Here is a 23,703-nt window from a genome sequence, read left to right as displayed (position 1 = left end):
CTCCCTCGCCACTGGTTGTTGATTGCTGATCAACTCTCGGCAATCAACCAATCCATCTGCCACCCACCCTGGGTCTGCCCCAGCTTCTGGGACAACCACGGCAGCAGCTCACGCAACTCTTCCTCCAGCCCCCACGGCGGATTGGCAATCGCCAGCCCGGAACCGTTCAGGCTGTTGGGCGTATCCAGCGGATGCACCAGCAACTCCACCCGCAACAACTTCGGCGCACCGGTACCGGCCAGGTCCTGATAGAAGCGGCGCAGCGCGCGCTGATCCTTCACCGGGTACCAGATAGCCGCCACTGTCTGGCGCATCCGGCCAATCGCTTCCTTCAACGACGCGGCACAGCGCTGCATCTCGTCGAGCTTCTCGAACGGCGGATCGATCAGCATCACCGCACGTTTCTCCGGCACCGGCAGCAAAGCCCGGGGCACGTGCCAGCCTTCACCCAAGTGCACCTTGACCCGGCGATCACCGGCCATGTTGTCCTTGAGCAGCACACCGTCTTCCGGGTGTTTCTCGTTGAGCAACACGCGATCCTGCGGACGAGTCAGACGTCGCGCCAGCTCCGGCGACCCCGGGTAATAGCGCAACTGACCATCCGGGTTCATCTCGTGCAGCACTTGCATGTAATCAGCGGTCAGGATCGGCAGATCCGGCTGATCCCACAAACGCGCAATGCCTTCCAGGTACTCACCGGTACGGTTGGCCTGATCACCCTGAAGGTCATACAGACCGATGCCGGCGTGAGTGTCGAGATAGGCAAACGGCTGCTCCTTGCGCGACATCAGGGCGATGAGGCGGGTCAAGGTCAGGTGTTTGAACACATCGGCGTGATTGCCGGCATGGAAGGCGTGACGATAATTCATGGCTGCTCCTGCGAAGGCCGGGAAGTTTACCTTTTACCGGCCGGCAAGTCAGGGGGTCGCAGCCGAGCGGCCAGTTGAGGCACTGCACACCCCCTCACCACAAAAGCCTTCTGCGCTAAGCCGACGTCTGCGCCCGCAACCGCCGCCCAACCACATCCAGCACATCACAGCCATCGCGCAACGTAATTGCACAGAGCAAGGCGAAATCGCTGAGGATGAACGACTCGCACTCGATCGAACCGCGCATGGACAGGTTCTCAAGCACTTGGGTAACTGCGCGAATTCGGTAGTTGGCGGCATCGGCGAGGATGTCGAGTGGCGCATGGGTGTCGACGAACAGGGTGGGCATATCGTTGCAGTTGCTGGTCAATGCCATGAAGCGGCTGTCGGGATGGGGGATTGGTTTTTCGTAGGGTGGGTCCGGGTGAATTGTTTTCATTTTTTAACCTCTGGTAGAAGTGGGACTACCATCGGCCTTCCTACAGGCTTGGGTGGCAGCCATACGCGGGGTAGGAATATCGAGACCAGAGAACTCGACCACGCCGAAGCGTGCCCGCGCACAGCCGCCGCAACAGATCTTACGGGCGCACGTTGGTGGCCGCAAATCAGGTGTCGACGCCAAAGCGTTTCTCATGGTCTTAACGGGTTCCTACACCCCGTCACTGAATTGTCAGCGACCACCAAAGACTATCGACGGAACTCGCATCGCACCACTTCATGAAAACCGCTAGGTTTTGAAGGAAACGTCCGAGGACCCTGCCCGGAAAATTCGCACCACGGATATCGGAGAAGCAAAAAAAACGGCCCGCACTATTAAAGCTGCGAGCCGTTCTTTTATCAGCGATGGGAAGAGTTCAACCCATCACTCATCACTTGTTCAGGCGGTAATCATTCTCTGCAGCAGCAAAACGCTGGAACATGCCGGCAGTCGGCGTGCCCATTTTGCTGACGAAGTAGATCGCCAGGCTGGCGAAGATGAAGCCCGGGATGATTTCGTACAGGCCCAGCAGTTCGAAGTGTTTCCAGACGATCACGGTGATCGCGCCGACCAGGATACCGGCCAGTGCGCCGTTGCGGGTCATGTCCTTCCAGATCACGGAGATCAGCACGACCGGACCGAATGCAGCACCGAAACCGGCCCAGGCGTAGCTCACCAGACCCAGTACACGGTTTTCCGGGTTGGCCGCCAGTGCGATAGCAATCAGGGCAACCAACAGCACCATGGCACGGCCGACCCACACCAGTTCAACCTGGGAAGCGGATTTACGCAGGAAGGTCTTGTAGAAGTCTTCGGTCAGGGCGCTTGAGCACACCAGCAACTGGCAGCTCAGGGTGCTCATCACCGCAGCCAGGATGGCCGACAGCAGGATACCCGCGATCCATGGGTTGAAGAGGATCTTGGCCAGCTCGATGAACACACGCTCGTGGTTCTCGGAGACTGCGCCAGCCACCTCCGGGTGCGCCGAGAAGTAGGCGATACCGAAGAAGCCGACTGCCACGGTGCCGCCCAGGCACAGGATCATCCAGGTCATGGAGATGCGACGGGCCTTGGCGATCGATTTAACCGAATCGGCAGCCATGAAACGCGCAAGGATGTGCGGCTGGCCGAAGTAGCCCAGACCCCAGCCCATCAGCGAGATGATGCCGATGAAAGTGGTGCCCTTGAGCATGTCGAAGTTGCTTGGATCTTGCGCTTCGATGGCCAGGAAAGTGGTGTCGACGCCGCCAGTGGCCAGCAGCACGATAACCGGCGTCAGGATCAACGCGAAGATCATCAGGGTGGCTTGTACGGTATCGGTCCAGCTCACGGCCAGGAATCCGCCGATAAAGGTGTAGGCAATCGTCGCCGCAGCACCGGCCCACAGCGCCGTCTCGTAGGACATGCCGAAGGTGCTTTCGAACAGACGGGCGCCGGCCACGATGCCGGAAGCGCAATAGATGGTGAAGAACACCAGGATCACAACCGCAGAGATGATCCGCAGCAGGCCGCTTTTGTCTTCGAAACGGCTGGCGAAGTAGTCCGGCAGGGTAAGTGCGTCACCGTTGTGCTCGGTCTGCACACGCAGACGGCCGGCGACGAACAGCCAGTTCAGGTAGGCGCCGATGATCAGGCCGATGGCGATCCAGCTTTCGGAAAGGCCGGACATGTAGATCGCGCCGGGCAAACCCATCAACAACCAGCCGCTCATGTCGGAGGCACCGGCGGACAGTGCGGTCACGACGCTGCCCAGGCTGCGGCCGCCCAGAATGTAGTCGGAAAGGTTGTTGGTGGAGCGATAGGCCATCAAGCCGATCAGCACCATTGCTGCGATGTAGATCACGAACGTGATCAGGGTTGGATTGCTTACGCTCATTAAGTTACGCCCTGGCTTTGTTTTTATGTAGCGGCGGCTGGTGAACCGCTCGCAAACGCATACGTTTGACAAACGATCCGGATTCCCGCGCATTTATGACTGATGTTTCCCCAGGAAAGCCATCAGCCGGAGCACCCGGATTTTTCCGGGTTGCACCTTGGGCGCGAATGCTATTCAACAAAGCAAATAAGGTGCAACCAGTTTCTCGAGAATAAGTTGCACCCAGTCGGAAATAAACTTCAATCCCGGTTTTTTTGCTCCTTTTCGGAGCAAAAACGGGGGCTAACCAACCTAAAAAGCACCAAGCAGAGGCGGCACCGTCGTACCAGAGTTTATTTCCTGACGAGCTGCGTAATATTCCGACAAAAAAGGGTTGCACCCGGTTGCACCTCAACAGTCGCACGGCTAATCTTGCCGCCAGCTGATGCCACGCAGTCGTGGCAAACATGAGGATAAAAACATGGCTACCACCACCCTTGGGGTCAAACTTGACGACCCGACCCGCGAACGCCTCAAGGCCGCCGCGACCTCGATTGATCGCACGCCGCACTGGCTGATCAAGCAGGCAATCTTCAATTACCTGGAAAAACTCGAGGGTGGTGCAACCCTGACCGAGCTGAGCGGTTTGACCAAGGATTCCGACGACAGCGTCGACGCGCCTCTGGATCACGCCCACCAGTGCTTCCTCGAATTCGCCGAAAGCATCCTGCCGCAATCGGTACTGCGCGCCTCGATCACCGCCGCCTACCGTCGCCCTGAGCCGGAAGTCGTGCCGATGCTGATCGAGCAGGCTCGCCTGCCGGCACCGATGTGCGACGCCACCAACAAACTCGCCGCCTCGATTGCTGAAAAGCTGCGCAACCAGAAGAGCGCCGGCGGCCGTGCCGGCATCGTCCAGGGCCTGCTGCAGGAATTCTCCCTGTCGTCTCAGGAAGGCGTGGCGCTGATGTGCCTGGCCGAAGCGCTGCTGCGCATCCCGGACAAAGGCACCCGCGACGCCCTGATCCGCGACAAGATCAGTACCGGCAACTGGCAGCCGCACCTGGGCAACAGCCCGTCGCTGTTCGTCAACGCCGCCACCTGGGGCTTGCTGCTGACCGGCAAACTGGTGTCGACCCACAACGAATCCGGCCTGACTTCGTCCCTGAGCCGCATCATCGGCAAGAGCGGCGAGCCGATGATCCGCAAGGGCGTCGACATGGCCATGCGCCTGATGGGCGAGCAGTTCGTGACCGGCGAAACCATCGCCGAAGCCCTGGCCAACGCCAGCAAGTTCGAAGCCAAAGGCTTCCGCTATTCCTACGATATGCTGGGTGAAGCCGCACTCACCGAGCACGACGCGCAGAAGTACCTGGCCTCGTACGAACAAGCCATCCACTCGATCGGCAAAGCCTCCCACGGTCGCGGGATTTATGAAGGCCCGGGCATCTCGATCAAGCTGTCCGCCCTGCATCCGCGTTACAGCCGTGCCCAGTACGAGCGCGTGATGGATGAGTTGTACCCGCGCCTGCTGTCGCTGACCCTGCTGGCCAAGCAATACGACATCGGCCTGAACATCGACGCCGAAGAGGCCGACCGCCTGGAGCTGTCGCTGGATCTGCTCGAGCGCCTGTGCTTCGAACCGCAACTGACTGGCTGGAACGGCATCGGTTTCGTGATCCAGGCTTACCAGAAGCGTTGCCCGTACGTGATCGACTACGTGATCGACCTGGCTCGCCGCAGCCGTCATCGCCTGATGATCCGCCTGGTAAAAGGCGCGTACTGGGACAGCGAAATCAAGCGCGCCCAGGTCGAAGGCCTGGAAGGCTACCCGGTCTACACCCGCAAGGTGTACACCGACGTTTCCTACATCGCTTGCGCCCGCAAACTGCTGTCGGTGCCGGAAGTCATCTACCCGCAGTTCGCCACGCACAACGCCCACACCCTGTCGGCCATTTATCACATCGCCGGTCAGAACTATTACCCGGGTCAGTACGAGTTCCAGTGCCTGCACGGCATGGGTGAACCGCTGTACGAACAGGTTGTAGGCAAAGTTTCCGAAGGCAAGCTGAACCGTCCGTGCCGCGTGTACGCTCCGGTCGGCACCCACGAAACCCTGCTGGCGTATCTGGTTCGTCGTCTGTTGGAAAACGGCGCGAACACCTCGTTCGTCAACCGTATCGCCGACCAGTCGATTTCCATCCAGGAACTGGTGGCCGATCCGGTAGCCAGCATCGAGCAGATGGCGACCGTGGAAGGTGGTTTCGGCCTGCCGCACCCACGCATTCCGCTGCCGCGTGACCTGTATGGCTCCGAGCGCGCCAACTCCAGCGGCATCGACATGGCCAACGAACATCGCCTGGCTTCCCTGTCCTGCGCCCTGCTCGCCACCGCGCACAACCACTGGAAAGCGGCGCCGATGCTCGGCTGTGCTTCCAGCACCGAAGCACCGGCACCGGTCCTGAACCCGTCCGATCTGCGTGACGTGGTCGGCCACGTGCAGGAAGCGACCGTCGAAGACGTCGACAATGCGATCCAGTGCGCCCTCAATGCTGCGCCAATCTGGCAAGCCACTCCGCCAGCCGAGCGCGCAGCGATCCTGGAACGCGCCGCTGACTTGATGGAAGCCGAGATCCAGCCGCTGATGGGCCTGTTGGCTCGCGAAGCCGGCAAGACTTTCGCCAACGCCATCGCCGAAGTGCGTGAAGCCGTGGACTTCCTGCGTTACTACGCGGTGCAGGCACGCAACGATTTCACCAATGACGCTCACCGTCCGCTGGGCCCGGTTGTGTGCATCAGCCCATGGAACTTCCCGCTGGCAATCTTCAGTGGTCAAGTGGCTGCAGCATTGGCCGCTGGTAACCCGGTACTTGCCAAGCCTGCGGAACAGACTCCGCTGGTTGCCGCCCAAGCCGTGCGCCTGCTGCTCGAAGCCGGTATCCCGGAAGGCGTGCTGCAACTGCTTCCGGGTCGCGGTGAAACCGTCGGTGCCGGCCTGGTCGGCGACGATCGCGTCAAAGGCGTGATGTTCACCGGTTCCACCGAAGTCGCTCGCCTGCTGCAACGCAACATTGCCGGTCGCCTGGACAGCCAGGGTCGTCCGATCCCGCTGATCGCCGAAACCGGGGGCCAGAACGCGATGATCGTCGATTCTTCGGCACTGACCGAACAAGTGGTGATCGACGTGGTTTCCTCGGCATTCGACAGCGCCGGTCAGCGTTGCTCTGCCCTGCGCGTCCTGTGCTTGCAGGAAGATTCCGCAGACCGCGTCATCGAAATGCTCAAGGGCGCGATGGCTGAAAGCCGTCTCGGCAACCCTGAGCGTCTGTCCGTGGACATCGGCCCGGTGATCGACGCCGAAGCCAAGGCTGGCATCGAGAAGCACATCCAGGCCATGCGCGACAAAGGTCGCAGCGTGTACCAGGTGGCCATCGCCGATGCTGAAGAAGTCAAACGCGGCACCTTCGTGATGCCGACGCTGATCGAACTGGAAAGCTTCGACGAACTGCAGCGGGAGATCTTCGGCCCGGTGCTGCACGTGGTGCGCTACAAGCGCAAAGACATCGATCAACTGATCGGTCAGATCAACGCTTCGGGTTACGGCCTGACCCTGGGCGTGCACACCCGCATCGACGAGACCATCGCCAAGGTGATCGACAACGTCAATGCCGGTAACGTCTACGTCAACCGCAACATCGTTGGTGCAGTGGTAGGCGTGCAGCCATTCGGCGGCGAAGGCCTGTCGGGTACCGGCCCGAAAGCTGGCGGCCCGCTGTACCTGTACCGCCTGCTGTCGACCCGCCCTGCGGATGCGATCGAACAATCCTTCGCTCGCGGCGATGCTGCCGCAGCACCGGACGTTCGCCTGCGCGACGCCATGAGTAAGCCGCTGACCGCCCTGAAAGCCTGGGCCGACAGCCACAAGTTCGCCGACCTGAGCACCCTGTGCGTGCAGTTCGCCGCGCAATCGCAAAGCGGCATCACCCGCCTCCTGGCCGGCCCGACCGGCGAGCGCAACAGCTATGCGATCCTGCCGCGTGAACACGTGCTGTGCCTGGCGGAAGTCGAAGGCGATCTGCTGACGCAACTGGCTGCGGTATTGGCTGTCGGTGGTTCGGCGGTCTGGCCGGAAGCTGACATGACCAAAGCCTTGTTCGCACGCCTGCCGAAGGACATTCAGGCACGCATCAAGCTGGTTTCCGACTGGAACAAGGACGAAGTGGTGTTTGATGCGGTCTTGCATCACGGCCATTCCGACCAGTTGCGTGCGGTGTGCCAGCAGGTTGCCAAGCGTGCCGGCGCCATCGTCGGTGTGCAGGGCCTGTCGCAAGGCGAAACCAACATTGCGCTGGAGCGTCTGGTGATCGAGCGGGCGTTGAGTGTCAACACCGCTGCGGCGGGTGGTAATGCCAGCCTGATGACCATCGGCTAAAACCGATACGCCAGGCAGCTGCAATGGCTGCCTGGCGTGCAAAATCCCTGTGGGAGCGAGCCTGCTCGCGAAGACGGAGTGTCAGTCGGCTTCAATGTTGTCTGACTCACCGCTTTCGCGAGCAGGCTCGCTCCCACAGTGGTTTGTGGCGCTTACAAAGTCGCCGCCCTGCCCAACTATCACGCTCATCAATCATGCTATTCAGCATAAATTCACACGACTAGACTCGGCCCATTCCAACAAAAGGTAGGCCGCCATGTCCGAGACGTTGCTCAGTTCCCGCAATCTGGCTTTCGAGCTGTATGAAGTCCTCGATGCCGAGGGCCTGACCCAGCGTGAGCGTTTCGCCGAGCACAACCGCGAAACCTTCGATGCAGCCATCGGCACCGCCCGCAGCATCGCCGAGAAGTTCTTCGCCCCGCACAACCGCAAGGGCGACGAGAACGAGCCGCGCTATGAGAACGGTCAGGCGATTCTGATTCCGGAAGTGAAACCGGCGGTGGATGCCTTCCTGGAGGCGGGTTTCCTCAATGCCGCGCGCAGTTTCGACGCTGGCGGCATGCAGCTTCCTACCTTGCTTTCCCAGGCCTGCTTCGCGCACTTTCAATCGGCAAACGCGGCTTCGACGTCATACCCGTTCCTGACCATGGGCGCGGCCAACCTGATCGAAAGCTTCGGCACCGAAGAACAGAAGCGCCGCTTCCTGCAACCGATGATCGACGGCCGTTTCTTCGGCACCATGGCCTTGACCGAACCCCACGCCGGCTCGTCGCTGTCGGATATTCGTACCCGCGCGGAACCTGCGTCCGACGGCACTTATCGCCTCAAGGGCAACAAGATCTTCATCTCCGGCGGCGATCACCCACTGTCGGAAAACATCGTGCACATGGTGCTGGCCAAGCTGCCGGACGCACCGGCCGGGGTGAAGGGTATTTCGCTGTTCATCGTGCCCAAGTTCCTGGTCAACGACGATGGCAGCCTCGGCCAACGCAACGATGTGTTGCTGGCCGGGCTGTTCCACAAGATGGGCTGGCGTGGCACCACCTCCACCGCGCTGAATTTCGGCGATAACGGCGAGTGCGTCGGCTATCTGGTGGGCAAGCCGCACCAGGGCTTGAGCTACATGTTCCAGATGATGAACGAGGCACGGATCGGCGTCGGCATGGGCGCGGTAATGCTCGGTTACGCCGGCTATCTGTACTCGCTGGAATACGCCCGCGAGCGCCCGCAGGGCCGCGTACCGGACAGCAAGGATCCGAACACCGCGCCAGTGGCAATCATTCAGCACGCCGACGTCAAACGCATGCTGCTGACACAAAAGGCTTACGTCGAAGGCTCATTTGACTTAGGTCTTTATGCGGCGCGGCTGTTCGATGACACCACCACCCTTGCAACCGAAGCCGAGCGCAAACAGGCCCATGAACTGCTGGATTTACTGACACCTATCGTCAAATCCTGGCCCTCGGAGTTCTGCCTGAAGGCCAACGAACTGGCGATCCAGATCCTTGGCGGCCACGGCTACACCCGCGAATACCCGGTGGAGCAGTACTACCGCGACAACCGCCTGAACCCGATCCACGAAGGCACCCACGGCATTCAATCGCTGGATTTGTTAGGCCGCAAACTGGCGCAGAACGGTGGCGCGGGACTCAAGCAACTGATCCGCCTGATCGCCGACACTGGCGAGCGTGCACAGGCGTTTGATTCGTTGACGCCGCTGCGTGAACCGCTGGAAAAACTGGTTGCCCGCTTGCAAACCGTGACCATCGGCCTGCTGACTGATCTGGCCCAAGGCAAGGTCAACAGCAGCCTGGCGAATTCGGCGTTGTACCTGAAGGTGTTCGGCCACACCGTCATTGGCTGGCGCTGGCTGGAGCAGGCGATCCGTGCCGAGGAAGGTTTGGCCAAGGGTAATGCGGCGGATGTGGCCTTCTATAAAGGCAAGCTGCAAGCGGCGCGCTACTTCCTGACCTGGGAAGTGCCGGGTTGCCACCATGAACTGGCGATTCTTGAGGCGCGGGATGATGTGTGCCTGACGATGCAGGATGAGTGGTTCTGACGACCGGCAAGTATTTGTGGCGAGGGAGCTTGCTCCCGCTGGAGTGCGAAGCGCTCCCAAATCCGGCAACCCAGGTGTATGTGATGCACCGTGTTGCCTGTATTTGCGACTGCTTCGCAGCCGAGCGGGAGCAAGCTCCCTCGCCACAAAGTTGTCTCTCAACTCAGCTTGAACCCACCCACCTGCCGCGCCAGATCATCCGCCAACCGCTGCAACGTCTGGCAATCATCCCGACAGGCCCTGACCTCCCCCGCCGTTGCCCGCGCCAGATCGGAAATCCCCTGCACGTTACGGTTGATTTCCTCAGTCACAGCCGACTGCTCTTCGGTCGCTGTCGCCACCTGATGGTTCATGTCACTGATACGTTCGACCTGCCCGGTAATGGCGGTCAACGATGCCCCGGTACGCTGGCTCGATTCAACGCCTGTGCCGGTTGCCGCTTGTCCACTATGCATGGATGAAACCGCGTTCTCCGCCCCCTGCTTGAGGCTGCCGATCATCTGCTGGATTTCATCGGTTGACGACTGCGTACGCCGCGCCAAAGTCCGCACTTCATCGGCCACCACGGCAAACCCGCGCCCCATATCCCCGGCCCGCGCCGCTTCGATAGCGGCGTTGAGCGCCAACAGGTTGGTCTGCTCGGAAATCCCGCGGATCACCGCCAGCACCTGATCGATAGACGCCACTTGATGGGCCAGCTCACCCACCGCCGTGGCCGCGACGCCGATTTCGTCAGACATGCTTTCGATATGGCGGATCGAGCCACCCACCACTTCCCGTGCCTGCATCGCCTCATCCCGAGCCGTTTGCGACGCGACCGCTGCGTTGCCGGCGTTCTGGGCGATTTCCTGAACGGTCAGGCCCATTTCATGGACAGCAGTGGCGACCATGTCGGTCATTTCCTGTTGTCGGCCGGAGCGCTCAGCGGTGTTATCCACAACCCGTGCAACCTGGCCGACAGCGGTGCGCAGGCGTTCGCTGGTGGTCAGCACTTCGCCGATCATGTCGCGCTGGCTATCCAGGAACCGATTGAAACCGCGCGCCAGGTCGCCCAGCTCATCGGCACGACTGGAATCTAACCGGTGGGTCAAATCTCCACCGCCGCTACCGATTGCTACCAATGCCGCTGTTACCTGACGAATCGGTCGCACCAAACCACGGGCCAGCAACACCACCAGCAACAGGCACACCAGGGCCACAGCCAGGCCGATGCCACTGCTCATCCACATGGCGCGGCGGGCTTCGGCGTAGATCTGCGATTGCGGCACTTCGGCCACCAGGGTCCAGCCCAAATCCCGCAGCGGCAAGCTCAAAGCTAGAAAATCTTCACCGTCGCGGGTAAAGCTGCTGTTTGTGGCAGTTTTTTGACCAATGACGGCTTGCGCCCCAGACTCGCCAATCTGCTCAGCCAGCGTACGCTTGCCGCTGAATTGCGCCTCTGGGTGAACCTGGATCAAACCGTCAGAACGCACGAGATAGACCTTGCCGCGCTCTCCGAAGCTGAAGTTGTGGATCAGCTCAGACAGCTCTTTCATGCTCAGCCCAAGCCCGGCAACGCCCACGACTTTGCCGGCCTGCTCGACTTTGAAGTCGATGAACAGCGCCAATTCTCCGGTGGCCGTGTCGTTATCGATATTGAGGGTGCGCGGCTGGTTGCTGTCGAGGAACGAGTAGAACCAGGCGTCTTTCGGATTGGAACGACTGAGGGTCCGGTCCAGGCCTTTTTCGGTGAAGTAATGGTTGGACGCGGTGCCGACAATAATCGCGGTAAAGGCCTTGTGCTCGGCGCGGATGCCTTCGAGATAGGTAGTAAAGGTGCCGGCCTGAGCACTGTCTTCACCCCCGGCCAACCAGTCGCGCACCATGCTGTTGCTGGCGATGTCCTTGGCGGCGGTGAGGGGTTGAACGAGGATCCGCTCGATGTCGTTGCGCATCGCTTCGATGCTCGACGGCAAGGCTTGCTCGACCAGATAGCTCTGGGCGAGGCGGTTGACCACCAGGGTATAAATGCCAACCACGATCAGGATACTGACGAGCAGAGCGGTGCCCATGCTCAGGATCAACTGCCATTGAATACTGCGTCGCCAGAACTGCATGGAGCACCCCCAAAGAATAAGAGGCTGAAACACTGCAACAGCCGTGCCGATTGTATACAAACCAACCGACAATCTATTCTTTGGTTGTGCGCAAAGCCGATCAGGCCTGATTGATCGTCTTGGAGATCACTTCAACCGTGGCGCTGACTTGCTCTTGGTAACGGTCGAGTTCGAGCTTGTGCTGTTTCTGCATTTCGATCTGCTGGGAGCACAGATTCATCGCCGCCAGCACCAGCAGTCGGTCACCGATCAGCGTCGGGTACTTCCTCTTGGTTTCGGCCAGGGCTGCCTTCAACATCATCGCGGCGTCCAGCAGGGTCTGTTCTTCCCCGGCCGGTGCCTTGATCGAATAGTCCTCCCCCAGGATCGAGACGACTTTTACCCCTGCGGCGTTGTAACTCATGCGCTGACAGGGCCTGCGCTGACGCGCTCAACCAGGGCCTGGATGCGAGCCGCCGTGGCGCCTTGCTTCTCTTCGTGTTCCATCAGGCTCAGTTGCAGGCTTTCGTTTTCATCTTTGGCCTGGGCCAGTTCCGCGGTCAGGTTCTGGTTCTGTTGCACCAGGTCGCTGACCAGTTGTTCCAATTGGCTTAGGGATGCTTCCAACATTTTGATTTTCCGGGCTTTTTCAAAGGGCGCGTACGATAAAGAAAAGTCACCCTGGATGCCAGGGTTATACAGGCGCAAAGCCTTGATTTTGCTGACGAGCGACCTTTCTCGCGAACTGTAGAGACTGTATTTGCCCGATCTGGTTCCTGCACTTCGTCGCCGTGGCGTTTGTGCGGCCCCTCTCCCCTGCGCAAGCGACAAAAGCTTTTTGACAGCATCACATTTCAACAGGTTAGAATCGCTGGCACGCAGACTGCATGGTCAGTTTGCGCCCGTCTTTCTGCTTTCTGGAGTACTGCCTTTGAATGCGACGACCATCAACAGCCTGTTCTTGATCGGCGCGTTGCTGGTAGGTGCGAGCATTCTGGTGAGCTCACTGTCGTCCCGTCTCGGCATCCCGATTCTGGTGATCATCCTGGCCGTCGGCATGGCGGCCGGTGTCGATGGCGCCGGCATTCTTTTTGATAACTACCCCACGGCTTATCTGGTGGGCAACCTTGCACTGGCAGTGATCCTGCTCGACGGCGGCTTGCGCACCCGGGTGTCGAGTTTCCGCGTGGCGTTATGGCCGGCGCTCTCTCTGGCCACGGTCGGCGTGCTGATTACCACCGGGCTGACCGGCATGGCGGCCGCATGGCTGTTCAACCTGAACCTGATCCAGGGCCTGCTGATCGGCGCCATCGTCGGCTCCACCGACGCCGCCGCGGTGTTCTCGCTATTGGGTGGCAAAGGCCTGAACGAACGGGTAACCGCCAGCCTTGAAATCGAATCCGGCAGCAACGACCCGATGGCGGTGTTCCTCACCGTCACCCTGATCGACATGCTCGCCAGCGGCCAGACCGGCCTGCACTGGAGCCTGCTGACCCACCTGATCCGCGAATTCGGCATCGGTGGCGTCATCGGCCTGGGCGGTGGCTGGCTGATGCTGCAACTGGTTAACCGCATCAACCTGGCCACCGGCCTGTATCCGATCCTGGTGATTGCCGGTGGCCTCGTGGTGTTTGCCCTGACCAACGCCCTGCACGGCAGTGGCTTCCTGGCGGTGTATATCTGCGGCCTGGTGATCGGCAACCGTCCGGTGCGCAGCCGCCACGGTATCCTGCACATGCTCGACGGCATGGCCTGGCTGTCGCAGATCGGCATGTTCCTGGTGCTGGGGCTGCTGGTGACGCCCCACGACCTGCTGCCCATCGCCTTGCCAGCACTGGCCCTGGCGCTGTGGATGATTCTGTTTGCCCGGCCACTGTCGGTGATGGTTGGCCTGCTGCCGTTCAAGGCATTCCATGGTCGCGAGAAGGCGTTCATCTCCTGGGTCGGCCTGCGCGGCGCGGTCCCGATCATTCTCGCGGTGTTCCCGCTGATGGCCGGCCTGCCCAACGCCCAGCTGTACTTCAACCTCGCGTTCTTTATCGTGCTGGTGTCGCTGCTGGTTCAGGGCACGAGCCTGCCGTGGGTCGCCAAGCTGCTGAAGGTGACGGTGCCCCCGGAGCCTGCGCCCATCTCCCGCTCGGCCCTTGAAGTACACGTCACCAGCGAGTGGGAGCTGTTCGTCTATCGCCTCGGCGCGGAAAAATGGTGCATCGGCTCGCCCCTGCGCGAGCTGAAAATGCCCGAAGGCACCCGTATCGCCGCCCTGTTTCGTGGCCAACAATTGCTCCATCCGTCGGGTAGTACGGTGCTGGAAGTCGATGATTTGCTCTGTGTTATCGGCCACGAACACAACCTGCCGGCCCTCGGAAAACTCTTCAGCCAAGCACCTCAACGAGGCCTCGATCTGCGCTTCTTCGGCGACTTCGTACTCGAAGGAGACGCCCAGCTGGCCGCGGTTGCAGCCCTCTATGGCCTGAAGGTCGAAGGCATCGATCCGGACATGTCCCTGGGCCACTTCATTGCCCAGAAGGTTGGCGGCGCGCCGGTGGTGGGTGACCAGGTGGAATGGAACAACACCATTTGGACCGTGGCCGTCATGGACGGGAACAAGATCGGCAAAGTGGGCGTCAGATTCCCCGAAGGAAGTCGCCCGGGTCCCGGACTCTTCCTCTAAACTGCTTCCACTATCACTTGCTTGACCGGTCTTTATGCCTAACCTGCGCTCCATTTTCGCCATTGCCCTTTTGGGTTTGAGTCTCTCTGTCGGCACCCTTGGTTTATCGCAAGCGGCGCAAGCGGCCGAACCGCCCTCCAGCGAAGCCGTGCAAGCGAGCCTGGACAAGATCGCCGACCGCAAACTGCCGGAAGCCGATCAGAAGGCCCTGCAATCTGTCCTGCAAGGCACGCTGAGCCAGCTCAACAACAAGCGTGACTACGAGCAGAAGCTGGTCGCGCTCAAGCAGCAATTGAGCAGTGCGCCGAAACAGACCATCGAGAACCAGCGTGAACTGACCCGCCTCAAGGCCAGTTCCGTGGTGCCGGTGGCGCAGCGTTTCGCCAAGGAGCCGATCCAGCAGCTCGAGCAATTGCTCACCGAGCGTTCCACCCAGCAAAGCGACCTGCAAAAGGCCCTGGCCGATGCCAACAGCCTGATCATCACCGCCCAGACTCGCCCCGAGCGCGCCCAGGCGGAGATATCCAGCAGCCAGACGCGCATTCAGCAGATCAACACCATCCTCAAGAACGGCAAGGACGCCGGCAAGACCCTGAGCCCCGAGCAGCGCGACCAGCTCAATGCCGAGCTGGCGGCGCTGAACGCCCTGATCCCGCTGCGGCGCCAGGAACTGGCCGGCAATACCCAATTGCAGGACCTCGGCAACAGCCAGCATGACCTGTTATCGGAGCGGTCCGACCGTCTGGATAAGGAAATCCAGGAACTGCAAACCCTGATCAACCAGAAGCGTCTGGCGCTGTCCCAGGAAACGGTCACCCAGCAATCCATCGAAGCGCAGAAGGCTGGCGGCAGCAGCCTGCTGGCCACCGAAAGCGCGGCCAACCTGAAGCTCTCGGACTACCTGCTCAAAAGCACCGACCGCCTGAACGAAGTCACCCAGCAGAACCTGCAGACCAAGCAACAGCTGGACAGCCTGACCCAGAGCGATGCAGCCCTGGACGAGCAAATCAACGTGCTCAAAGGCAGCCTGCTGCTCTCGAAGATTCTCTACAAACAGAAACAGGCGTTGCCGCGCCTACGGCTCGACCGCAACCTGGCCGATCAGATCGCCGACATTCGCCTGTATCAATTCGAAGTCAGCCAGCAACGGGAACTGCTGAGCAATCCGGCCACCTACGTCGAAAACCTGCTGTCGACCCAACCCCCCGAGCAAGTCACGGCGCAGCTGCGCAAAAGCCTGATGGAACTGGCCACCACCCGCGCCGACCTGCTGGAGCGACTGAACCGCGAGCTGAGCGCGGTGCTCAATGAATCCATCACCCTGCAACTGAACCAGAAGCAATTGCTCAGCACCGCGCAAAGCCTGCGGGCGACGCTCGATGAGCAGATGTTCTGGATTCCCAGCAACAAGCCGCTGGACCTGGAGTGGATTTACAGTGTGCCGGATCGCCTGCAGCGGCAACTCGATTCGCTGCCGGTACTTTCCAGCCTGAGCGAACTGACCGACGGCCTGACCCAGCGCCCGCTGCTGTTCCTGCCGCTGGCCCTGCTGATCGGCGCCCTGCTGTGGCGCCGCAAGAATCTGTACGCGCGACTGAACAAGGTTCACCAGGACATCGGTCACTTCAAACGCGATAGCCAGTGGCACACGCCGCAGGCAATCCTGATCAATATTCTGCTGGCGATGCCGGTTTCCCTGGGCCTCGCCTTGTGCGGGCTGGCCCTGCGAATCGACGCCCGTGGGCAGAACGCCAATATGGGCGCGGCGCTGCTGCAAATGGCCGGGGCCTGGCTGGTGTTCTACACCGCCTACCGGATCCTCGCGCCGGGTGGCGTGGCAGAACTGCATTTCCGCTGGGAAAAGCCCCAGGTGGAGTTCCTGCGCAGATGGATCCGCCGCCTCGGCATCGTGGTGATGGCACTGGTGACCGTCGTCGCCGTTGCCGAACTGCAACCGGCGGCGCTGGCCGATGACGTGATCGGCATGCCGGTGGTGCTCATCTGCTACGCCTTGATGACTTTGCTGCTCAGCCGTTTGCTCATCAGCAGCCCGACCCACGAAAACGCCTCGCTGTTCCGCAAACTGGTGGGGATCCTGTTCACCGCCCTGCCCGTCGCGTTGTTCGTGGCGGTGTGCTTCGGCTACTACTACACCGCACTGAAGCTCAGCGACCGCTTGATCAACACCCTGTACCTGCTGATGTTCTGGCTGGTGATCGAAGCCACTTTCGTGCGCGGCCTCAGCGTGGCGGCCAGGCGTCTGGCCTACCAGCGCGCCCGGGCCAAACGACTGGCCGCCAAGGAGGCCGGCGATGGCGAAGCCGTGATCGAAGAGCCGACCATGGACATCGAGAAGGTCAACGAACAGTCCCTGCGCCTGATCCGCCTGGCACTGCTCGGCGGCTTCATGGCAGCGCTGTATTGGGTCTGGGCCGACCTGATCACGGTGTTCTCGTACCTGGACAACATCACCCTCTACGAATACACCAGCGGTACCGGCGCCAACATGAGCATGGTGCCGATCAGCATCGGCGACATGCTTGGCGCGCTGATCATCATCGGCATCACCTTCGCCCTGGCGCGCAACCTGCCGGGGCTGCTGGAAGTGTTCGTGCTATCCAAGCTCAACCTGGCCCAGGGCAGCGCCTACGCGACCACCACGTTGCTATCGTACGTGATCGCCGGCGTCGGTTTCGTCTCGACACTGTCGACCCTCGGCGTGAGCTGGGACAAGTTGCAATGGCTGGTGGCGGCGCTGTCGGTCGGCCTCGGTTTCGGCATGCAGGAGATCTTCGCCAACTTCATTTCCGGCATCATGATCCTGTTCGAACGTCCGGTGCGGATCGGTGACACCATCACCATCGGCAACCTGTCGGGCACCGTGAGCAAGATTCGCATCCGTGCCACGACCATCACCGACTTCGACCGCAAGGACATCATCGTCCCGAACAAAACGTTCATTACCGGGCAACTGATCAACTGGTCGCTGACCGACACCATCACCCGGGTGACCCTCAAGCTCGGTGTCGACTACGGCTCGGACCTGGACCTGGTGAAAGAGCTGCTGCTCAAGGCCGCGCGTGATAACCCGCGTGTGCTGAAAGACCCGGAACCCCACGTGTACTTCCTGAACTTCGGCGAAAGTACCCTCGACCACGAGTTGCGCATGCACGTGCGCGACCTTGGCGACCGCAACCCGGTGCTCGACGAGGTCAACCGTTTCATCAACCGCGAGTTCAAGAAGCAGCACATCAACATCTCGTTCCGGCAGATGGAGGTCTACCTCAAGAACCTGCACGGCCAGGAATACAAGATGGTGCCAATCGAGCCGGAAGCGAAAACCATCGTACCGGTCGTCGATGGCAAGTCGTCGCAACAACCGCCCGCCGCCAAACTCGACTAACCGGCCATTCCCCAGCAGAATGCTCGGACATTCTGCTGGAGCCGGCCCTTGAAAGCCCTCGACGAACTCACCTTCGATAATCGCTTCGACCGCCTGGGCGATGCGTTTTCCGCCCATGTGCTGCCCGAGCCCATCGATAATCCGCGCCTGGTCGTGGCCAGCCCCGCCGCCATGGCGCTACTGGACCTTGACCCGGCCGAGGCCGAAACCCCGGAGTTCGCCGAACTGTTCAGCGGCCACAAGCTCTGGGCCGACGCGATCCCAAGGGCGATGGTCTATTCCGGGCATCAGTTCGGGTCCTACAACCCGCAACTGGGCGACGGTCGCGGCCTGTTGCTCGGCGAGGTATACAACGAGGCGGGCGAACACTGGGACCTGCACCTCAAGGGCGCCGGCCAGACGCCGTTTTCACGCATGGGCGATGGCCGGGCGGTACTGCGTTCGTCGATCCGCGAATTCCTCGCTTCCGAAGCCCTGAACGCCCTGAATATCCCGACCACCCGCGCCCTGTGCGTGATCGGTTCCGACACCCCGGTGTGGCGCGAAAAGCAGGAGCGCGCGGCCATGGTCCTGCGCCTGGCGCCAAGCCACGTGCGCTTCGGGCACTTCGAATATTTCTACTACACCAAGCGCCCCGAGCAGCAGAAAGAGCTGGGTGATCACGTGCTGGCCATGCACTTCCCGCAGTGCCTGGAACAACCGGAGCCGTACCTTGCGATGTTCCGCGAAGTGGTGGAGCGCAATGCCGAACTGATCGCCAAGTGGCAGGCCTATGGCTTCTGCCACGGGGTGATGAACACCGACAACATGTCGATCCTGGGCATCACCTTCGATTTCGGCCCGTTCGCCTTCCTCGACGACTTCGACGCCAACTTCATCTGCAACCACTCAGACGATCAGGGCCGTTACTCCTTCAGCAACCAGGTGCCGATTGGCCAGTGGAACCTCAGCGCGTTGGCCCAGGCCCTGACGCCGTTCATCAGCGTCGAAGCCCTGCGCGAAACCCTCGGTCTGTACCTGCCGCTGTTCCAGGCCCATTACCTGGACCTGATGCGCCGCCGCCTCGGCCTGAACACCGCCGAGGATGACGACCAGAAACTGCTGGAGAACCTGCTGCAACTGATGCAAAACAGCGGCGTCGACTACAGCCTGTTTTTCCGCCGTTTGGGTGATGACGCACCGGAACAGGCCATCACCCGCCTGCGTGACGACTTCGTCGACCTCAAGGGCTTCGATGCCTGGGGCGAGCTCTACGTCGCCCGGGTGGCCCGTGAAGGCGCGCCTGATCAGGAGCAGCGCCGCCAGCGGATGCACGCGGTCAACCCGCTGTACATCCTGCGCAACTACCTGGCGCAAAAGGCCATCGATGCGGCAGAAAGCGGCGACTACTCGGAAGTCCGCCGGCTACACGCGGTGCTGAGCAATCCGTTCGAGGAGCAACCGGGAATGGAAAGCTATGCCGAGCGACCACCGGAATGGGGCAAGCATCTGGAGATCAGTTGTTCCTCCTGAACACACACGGTCAGATAAAGGTTTCCACCGACACTCTAAAGCGCTCGGCCAACCAGCGGATCTGCCGCAGATTGAGCTTGCGCTTGCCGCTCAGGATTTCCGAAACAACCGATTGGGTACCGACACCGGGCAGGTCACTCTGCGTCAGTCCATGCTCGCGCATCATGTAGCCGAGAACGTCGGCACCACTGGCTACGGGCATAGGGCGATGCTTGTGATCCCATTCCTCGATCCAGTCTCCGATGATGTCCACGAGGCTCATCAGCGGATGCGACTCGTCATCACCCGTTATCTCGAGCAATTCATCGAGGGCAATAGCCAAACTATCGTAGTCGTCTTCGTTTTTTGGTTTGCGTAGCAATGGCGAGACAAACTCCCAGTGCTCAGCAACCTGTTTGATCAATACGCTCATTCTCTTCCCTCCTTCCACTTTCCTCGGTCATATTCGCGATGATCCAGCACGTACTTGATGTACAGCTTCTGACTGCGATACCTGACATATGCAATCAAGCGCAGTTTGTTTCCCCCGATATCGAATACATGAAATTCCCCGACCTTGTCGGTGGCAGAAAACAGCGATTTCATCGCTGCAAAATCACAAGGACTATTTCGCTTGACCAGTCGATACCAATGATCAAGCGCAGTCGCCGCATTTGGCCATTTTTCCTTTGAGTCCCAAATTCGTTTTTCCGAGAACACACGCATGCAATTTCCTTATCGCATTCTGCTATGAACGAGTTAACCACAAAAGGTATATATCGCAAGTTGCGATAACCTTAGGGCGACCAATGGTGGTTCGATGCTTTCCTAGCCTAGATACGATGCGGTCTGCCGAACGATTGAAAATATAAGCAAACGTCTCCAACTAGGTACTATCAGCTTCCAATTGGATATCGCCCATGACCGACCCACTCCTCATCCCCTGCCCCCACTGCAACGGCCTCAACCGCATTCCCGCCGAGCGCCTCAACGACCACCCGAAATGCGGGCGCTGCAAGGCCGAAGTCCTGCTGAACAAGCCGTTTGAATTGAAGCAAGGCGACTACGCCAGCCAGATCAAGGGTGATCTGCCGCTGCTGGTGGATGTGTGGGCGGACTGGTGCGGGCCGTGCAAGTCGTTTGCACCGGTGTTCGAGCAGGCGGCCGGGCAACTGGCGGGCAAGTGTCGCCTGGCCAAGCTGGACAGCGAGGCGAACCAGCAGTTGTCCGCGCAGTTGGGGATTCGCTCGATTCCGAGCCTGATCCTGTTCAAGAACGGCCGGGAAGTCGCCCGGCAGAGCGGGGCGTTCCCGTTACCGCAACTGATGAGCTGGTTGCGTAGCCAGGGCATCTGAAGCACCACAGCCCCTGTGGGAGCGAGCTTGCTCGCGATGACGGTGTGTCAGTCGAAGATGATGGTGACTGTCAGTCCGCTATCGCGAGCAAGCTCGCTCCCACAGGGTTTTGCATCGCCTGGAAGGTCAGGCGTTTTCCAGCAGGTTGTGCAGCTCAACAAACTGCTGAGTCAGCTTGTGCCGCGGGTCGAGATGGATCAGCGGCGTATTGGCCTGGTGGGATTCGCGCATGCGTACCGAGCTGGCCAGGTACACCGGCAGCACAGGCAGGCCTTCAGCGATAAGCTCATCGAGAATTTGCTGGGGCAGGCTGGCGCGGGCCTGGAACTGGTTGACGACGATGCCTTCGACTTCCAGGCCTTCGTTATGGTCGTCCTTCAACTCTTCGATTTCCGCCATCAGGCCGTACAGTGCCTGGCGTGAAAAACTGTCGCAATCGAAGGGGATCAACACACGATCGGCGGCAATCAACGCTGAAACCGCATAGAAATTCAGCGCTGGCGGGGTATCGAGGTAAATCCGGTCGTAGTCTTCGCTCAGTTCTTCCAGCAACTTACGCAGTTTGTTGATCTTGTGCTTGGCTTCAAGCTTTGGCTGCAAGTCCGCCAACTCGGCGGTGGCGGTAATGACATGGAGGTTATCGAACGGGGTTTCGTAGATGTCGACCTGATTCTTTTTGGAGAACGGCCCGGAAGACAGCGTCTGCTTGAAGAAATCGGCGATGCCCATCGGGATATCGCTACCGGTGAGCCCCGTCAGGTACTGAGTGGAGTTGGCCTGGGCATCGAGATCCACCAACAAGGTGCGAAAACCCTCGCTGGCGCTGACTGCCGCCAGATTGCAGGCAATGCTGGATTTGCCAACGCCACCTTTCTGATTGAACACCACGCGCCGCATGTCAAAACCTCCGTGTATCAAAGAATGACCGAGTGTAGTGGCCCACGGTAGGGCTACGCTACCTCACCAGTGCAAGGACTACACAGTCAGTTGCCTTCTCCTGCTTGAAAAGCCCTGAACACCCCGGTGATTCAACGCCAGAACCGACAGACGGAGTCATAATTCTGTGAATAATTACCAATCGTTCAATTTTTGCGAACCTGCCGCTTCATCTTGCTGAGCAAAATGTAACCAGCATTTGCTACACGTTCCCGGCACCGGGATAATGCGCGCCACTCGGCGCCAAACGCCACGCAGGGTAAGTCCTGGCTCTCGGCCACTCCCCCGCGTCAAGTAAGCCCGTGAGGGTGGGATGAATGTCTGTGATCAACTTCAACATCGCCCAATGGCGCGCTTGGGCCCCGGGGCTTGAAAGCGTGTCCGATTGGCAGGCCTGGTGCCGACAACCGGTCGTGCTGCCGGACAGCGATGCCGCTCCCGACGTTTCCTTTCTGCCGGCCATGCAGCGTCGGCGACTCAGCCGCCTGGCGCGGATGGCCTTCAGTGTCGGCTGGCCCTTGGCCGAAGGTCGACAGGATCTGCCATTGGTCTTTGTTTCCCGTCACGGCGAAACGCCCCGCACGGTCGAGATCCTTAGCGATCTGGCCACCGATCAGCCGCTGTCGCCAACCCGGTTCAGCTTGTCTGTGCATAACGCGATCATTGGCCTGTGGTCGATCATGCGTGGTGAAACCAGCGAAATGACCGCCCTGGCCGCCGCAGGCGATGGCCTGGAACACGGCATGCTCGAAGCTGCCGCGTTGCTGGCCGAAGGCGCTGGCGCGGTACTGCTGGTCGTCACCGAAGAACGGCCGCCCGAGGCTTACTCGACCTGGATCGACGACGTGCCGTTCCCTTATGCCGTCGGCCTGCTGATCACACCCGGCACCGACTGGCAGTTGTCCCTGAACAGCTCCTCGGATGCGTTGTCCAAATCCCGCTGGCCCCACGCGCTGAATCTGTTGTGCGCGCTGCTCGGCCAGCAAACCACCTGCCAACATGCCTGGAAAAATCGTGTATGGACCTGGCAACGCAACCCGTGACCGAGAAAAACCGCGACGCCTACTACTGGCGCTTGCTGGCCACCGCCGCGAGCTTTGCCCTGTTCGGGCTGGGCGGGCTGTGCCTGCGCCTGGTGATTTTCCCTTTGCTGAACTGCCTGCCGGGCGACGCCCGGACCCGTCGGCTGCGGGCCCGGCAAACGGTCAGCCGCTGTTTCTGGATTTTTGTGCGCTTCATGGCCCGTACCGGGGTGCTGACCTACAGCATTGAAGGCGCGGAAAAGCTCGGTCGTCCCGGGCAAATGATCATTGCCAATCACCCTTCGCTGATCGACGTGGTCTTTCTGATCGGCCTGGTGCGTCACGCCAACTGCGTGGTCAAGCAAAGCCTCTGGGAAAACCCTTTCACCCGTGGGCCGCTGGGTTGCACCGAATACATCAGCAACGACGGCAGCATGGACATGCTCGACGCCGCTGCCGACGCGCTGAAAGACGGCCAGACCCTGATCATTTTCCCGGAAGGTACGCGCACCCAACCCGGTCAGCCGCCGGCCTTTCATCGGGGCGGCGCGGCAATCGCCCTGCGTGGTGCGAAAATCCTCACCCCGGTCATTATCAAGGTCAGCCCGACCACATTGACCAAGGCCGAACCCTGGTATCGCATCCCCAAGCGGCGCGTGCACTTCAGCTTTCGGGTCGGAGCCGATATAGACCCACAGACCTTCGCCACGCAGGGGCCGGCTCCGCAGGCCTCGCGCAAGCTCAACGATTATCTACATTCTTACTTTATTAAGGAGCTCGCCGAAGATGAGCGATCTGCACCGTGATATCAAAATGCTTATCATCGACGCCCTTGGCCTGGAAGACATCAGTGCCGACGACATCGGCAACGACCAGACCCTGTTCGGCGAAGGCCTGGGTCTGGACTCGGTTGACGCCCTGGAACTGGGCCTGGCCATCCAGAAAAAGTACGGCATCAAAATTGACGCCGATGCCAAGGACACACGTAATCACTTCAGTAACGTGGCGAGCCTTGCGGCGTTCGTCACCGCAAAACAGGCAGCTTGAGACCGGA

The 23,703-nt window shown here is 60.4% G+C and carries 18 protein-coding genes; 9 read left to right on the top strand and 9 right to left on the bottom strand.

Annotation, left to right across the window (positions count from 1 at the left end):
* Positions 1–29 precede the first annotated feature (29 nt).
* The 3 genes from AABM52_RS02335 to putP form a co-directional block, all read right to left on the bottom strand.
* Positions 30–869, bottom strand: coding sequence for a 23S rRNA (adenine(2030)-N(6))-methyltransferase RlmJ (locus AABM52_RS02335; RefSeq protein WP_347910228.1), 840 nt, complete (start codon positions 867–869; stop codon positions 30–32).
* A gap of 115 nt (positions 870–984) precedes the next feature.
* Positions 985–1,308 (bottom strand): hypothetical protein, encoded by a 324-nt coding sequence (locus tag AABM52_RS02330; RefSeq protein WP_347910227.1) that lies wholly within the window; start codon positions 1,306–1,308, stop codon positions 985–987.
* A gap of 430 nt (positions 1,309–1,738) precedes the next feature.
* The gene (gene putP, locus AABM52_RS02325; protein WP_347910225.1) at positions 1,739–3,223 is read right to left on the bottom strand and encodes a sodium/proline symporter PutP; all 1,485 of its coding nucleotides are present in this window, start codon (positions 3,221–3,223) and stop codon (positions 1,739–1,741) included.
* 460 nt (positions 3,224–3,683) lie between these two features.
* On the opposite strand from putP, the gene putA reads away from it, so the two are divergent.
* Positions 3,684–7,634, top strand: coding sequence for a trifunctional transcriptional regulator/proline dehydrogenase/L-glutamate gamma-semialdehyde dehydrogenase (gene putA / locus AABM52_RS02320; protein WP_347910224.1), 3,951 nt, complete (start codon positions 3,684–3,686; stop codon positions 7,632–7,634).
* 256 nt (positions 7,635–7,890) lie between these two features.
* Positions 7,891–9,693 (top strand): acyl-CoA dehydrogenase, encoded by a 1,803-nt coding sequence (locus tag AABM52_RS02315; protein ID WP_347910222.1) that lies wholly within the window; start codon positions 7,891–7,893, stop codon positions 9,691–9,693.
* A gap of 158 nt (positions 9,694–9,851) precedes the next feature.
* Here AABM52_RS02315 and AABM52_RS02310 read toward each other — a convergent pair whose 3' ends face one another.
* The 3 genes from AABM52_RS02310 to AABM52_RS02300 form a co-directional block, all read right to left on the bottom strand.
* A complete protein-coding gene (locus AABM52_RS02310; RefSeq protein ID WP_347910221.1) occupies positions 9,852–11,789 on the bottom strand; it encodes a methyl-accepting chemotaxis protein in 1,938 nt (645 codons plus the stop codon).
* Positions 11,790–11,889: 100 nt separating this feature from the next.
* A complete protein-coding gene (locus tag AABM52_RS02305; RefSeq protein ID WP_007981180.1) occupies positions 11,890–12,192 on the bottom strand; it encodes a cell division protein ZapA in 303 nt (100 codons plus the stop codon).
* Entirely contained in the window at positions 12,189–12,398 is a 210-nt protein-coding gene (locus tag AABM52_RS02300; protein ID WP_095943263.1) for a hypothetical protein, read from the bottom strand. The genes AABM52_RS02305 and AABM52_RS02300 overlap by 4 nt, the downstream gene beginning before the upstream one ends.
* Before the next feature lie 301 nt (positions 12,399–12,699).
* Between AABM52_RS02300 and AABM52_RS02295 the strand changes: the two genes are divergently transcribed.
* From AABM52_RS02295 to selO, 3 genes are read left to right on the top strand one after another with little or no spacing between them, the layout of a single operon-like run.
* On the top strand, positions 12,700–14,442 hold the full coding sequence (locus tag AABM52_RS02295) for a potassium/proton antiporter (RefSeq protein ID WP_347910219.1): 1,743 nt from the start codon (positions 12,700–12,702) through the stop codon (positions 14,440–14,442).
* Positions 14,443–14,476: 34 nt separating this feature from the next.
* Positions 14,477–17,845: a mechanosensitive channel MscK gene (gene mscK, locus AABM52_RS02290; protein WP_347910218.1), complete on the top strand. Its 3,369-nt coding sequence runs from the start codon at positions 14,477–14,479 to the stop codon at positions 17,843–17,845.
* Positions 17,846–17,893: 48 nt separating this feature from the next.
* A complete protein-coding gene (selO, locus tag AABM52_RS02285) occupies positions 17,894–19,357 on the top strand; it encodes a protein adenylyltransferase SelO (protein ID WP_347910216.1) in 1,464 nt (487 codons plus the stop codon).
* Between the two features lie 10 nt (positions 19,358–19,367).
* On the opposite strand, the gene AABM52_RS02280 is transcribed toward selO, so the two are convergent.
* Complete coding sequence (locus AABM52_RS02280) at positions 19,368–19,769, bottom strand: transcriptional regulator (protein WP_347910215.1); 402 nt, start codon at positions 19,767–19,769, stop codon at positions 19,368–19,370.
* The gene (locus AABM52_RS02275) at positions 19,766–20,062 is read right to left on the bottom strand and encodes a type II toxin-antitoxin system HigB family toxin (protein ID WP_347910213.1); all 297 of its coding nucleotides are present in this window, start codon (positions 20,060–20,062) and stop codon (positions 19,766–19,768) included. The genes AABM52_RS02280 and AABM52_RS02275 overlap by 4 nt, the downstream gene beginning before the upstream one ends.
* 194 nt (positions 20,063–20,256) lie before the next feature.
* Here AABM52_RS02275 and trxC point away from each other — a divergent pair, with 194 nt between their 5' ends.
* Positions 20,257–20,691 carry a thioredoxin TrxC gene (trxC, locus tag AABM52_RS02270; protein ID WP_030129872.1) on the top strand — a complete coding sequence of 145 codons (435 nt, stop codon included), beginning with the start codon at positions 20,257–20,259 and terminating at the stop codon, positions 20,689–20,691.
* A 126-nt stretch (positions 20,692–20,817) separates the two neighbouring features.
* On the opposite strand, the gene AABM52_RS02265 is transcribed toward trxC, so the two are convergent.
* Positions 20,818–21,588 carry a ParA family protein gene (locus AABM52_RS02265; protein ID WP_015093167.1) on the bottom strand — a complete coding sequence of 257 codons (771 nt, stop codon included), beginning with the start codon at positions 21,586–21,588 and terminating at the stop codon, positions 20,818–20,820.
* Positions 21,589–21,944: 356 nt separating this feature from the next.
* Here AABM52_RS02265 and AABM52_RS02260 point away from each other — a divergent pair, with 356 nt between their 5' ends.
* From AABM52_RS02260 to AABM52_RS02250, 3 genes are read left to right on the top strand one after another with little or no spacing between them, the layout of a single operon-like run.
* Entirely contained in the window at positions 21,945–22,670 is a 726-nt protein-coding gene (locus tag AABM52_RS02260) for a beta-ketoacyl synthase chain length factor (protein WP_347910212.1), read from the top strand.
* A complete protein-coding gene (locus AABM52_RS02255; RefSeq protein WP_347910210.1) occupies positions 22,646–23,455 on the top strand; it encodes a lysophospholipid acyltransferase family protein in 810 nt (269 codons plus the stop codon). Before AABM52_RS02260 ends, AABM52_RS02255 begins: the two co-directional genes overlap by 25 nt.
* A complete protein-coding gene (locus AABM52_RS02250) occupies positions 23,436–23,696 on the top strand; it encodes a phosphopantetheine-binding protein (protein ID WP_008047930.1) in 261 nt (86 codons plus the stop codon). Before AABM52_RS02255 ends, AABM52_RS02250 begins: the two co-directional genes overlap by 20 nt.
* Positions 23,697–23,703: the final 7 nt, after the last annotated feature.

The organism is Pseudomonas grandcourensis (genome assembly GCF_039909015.1).
Taxonomy (GTDB): Bacteria; Pseudomonadota; Gammaproteobacteria; order Pseudomonadales; family Pseudomonadaceae; genus Aquipseudomonas; species Aquipseudomonas grandcourensis.
Note: the sequence above shows the minus strand (reverse complement) of the source record. Positions and strands in the feature narration are given on the sequence as shown.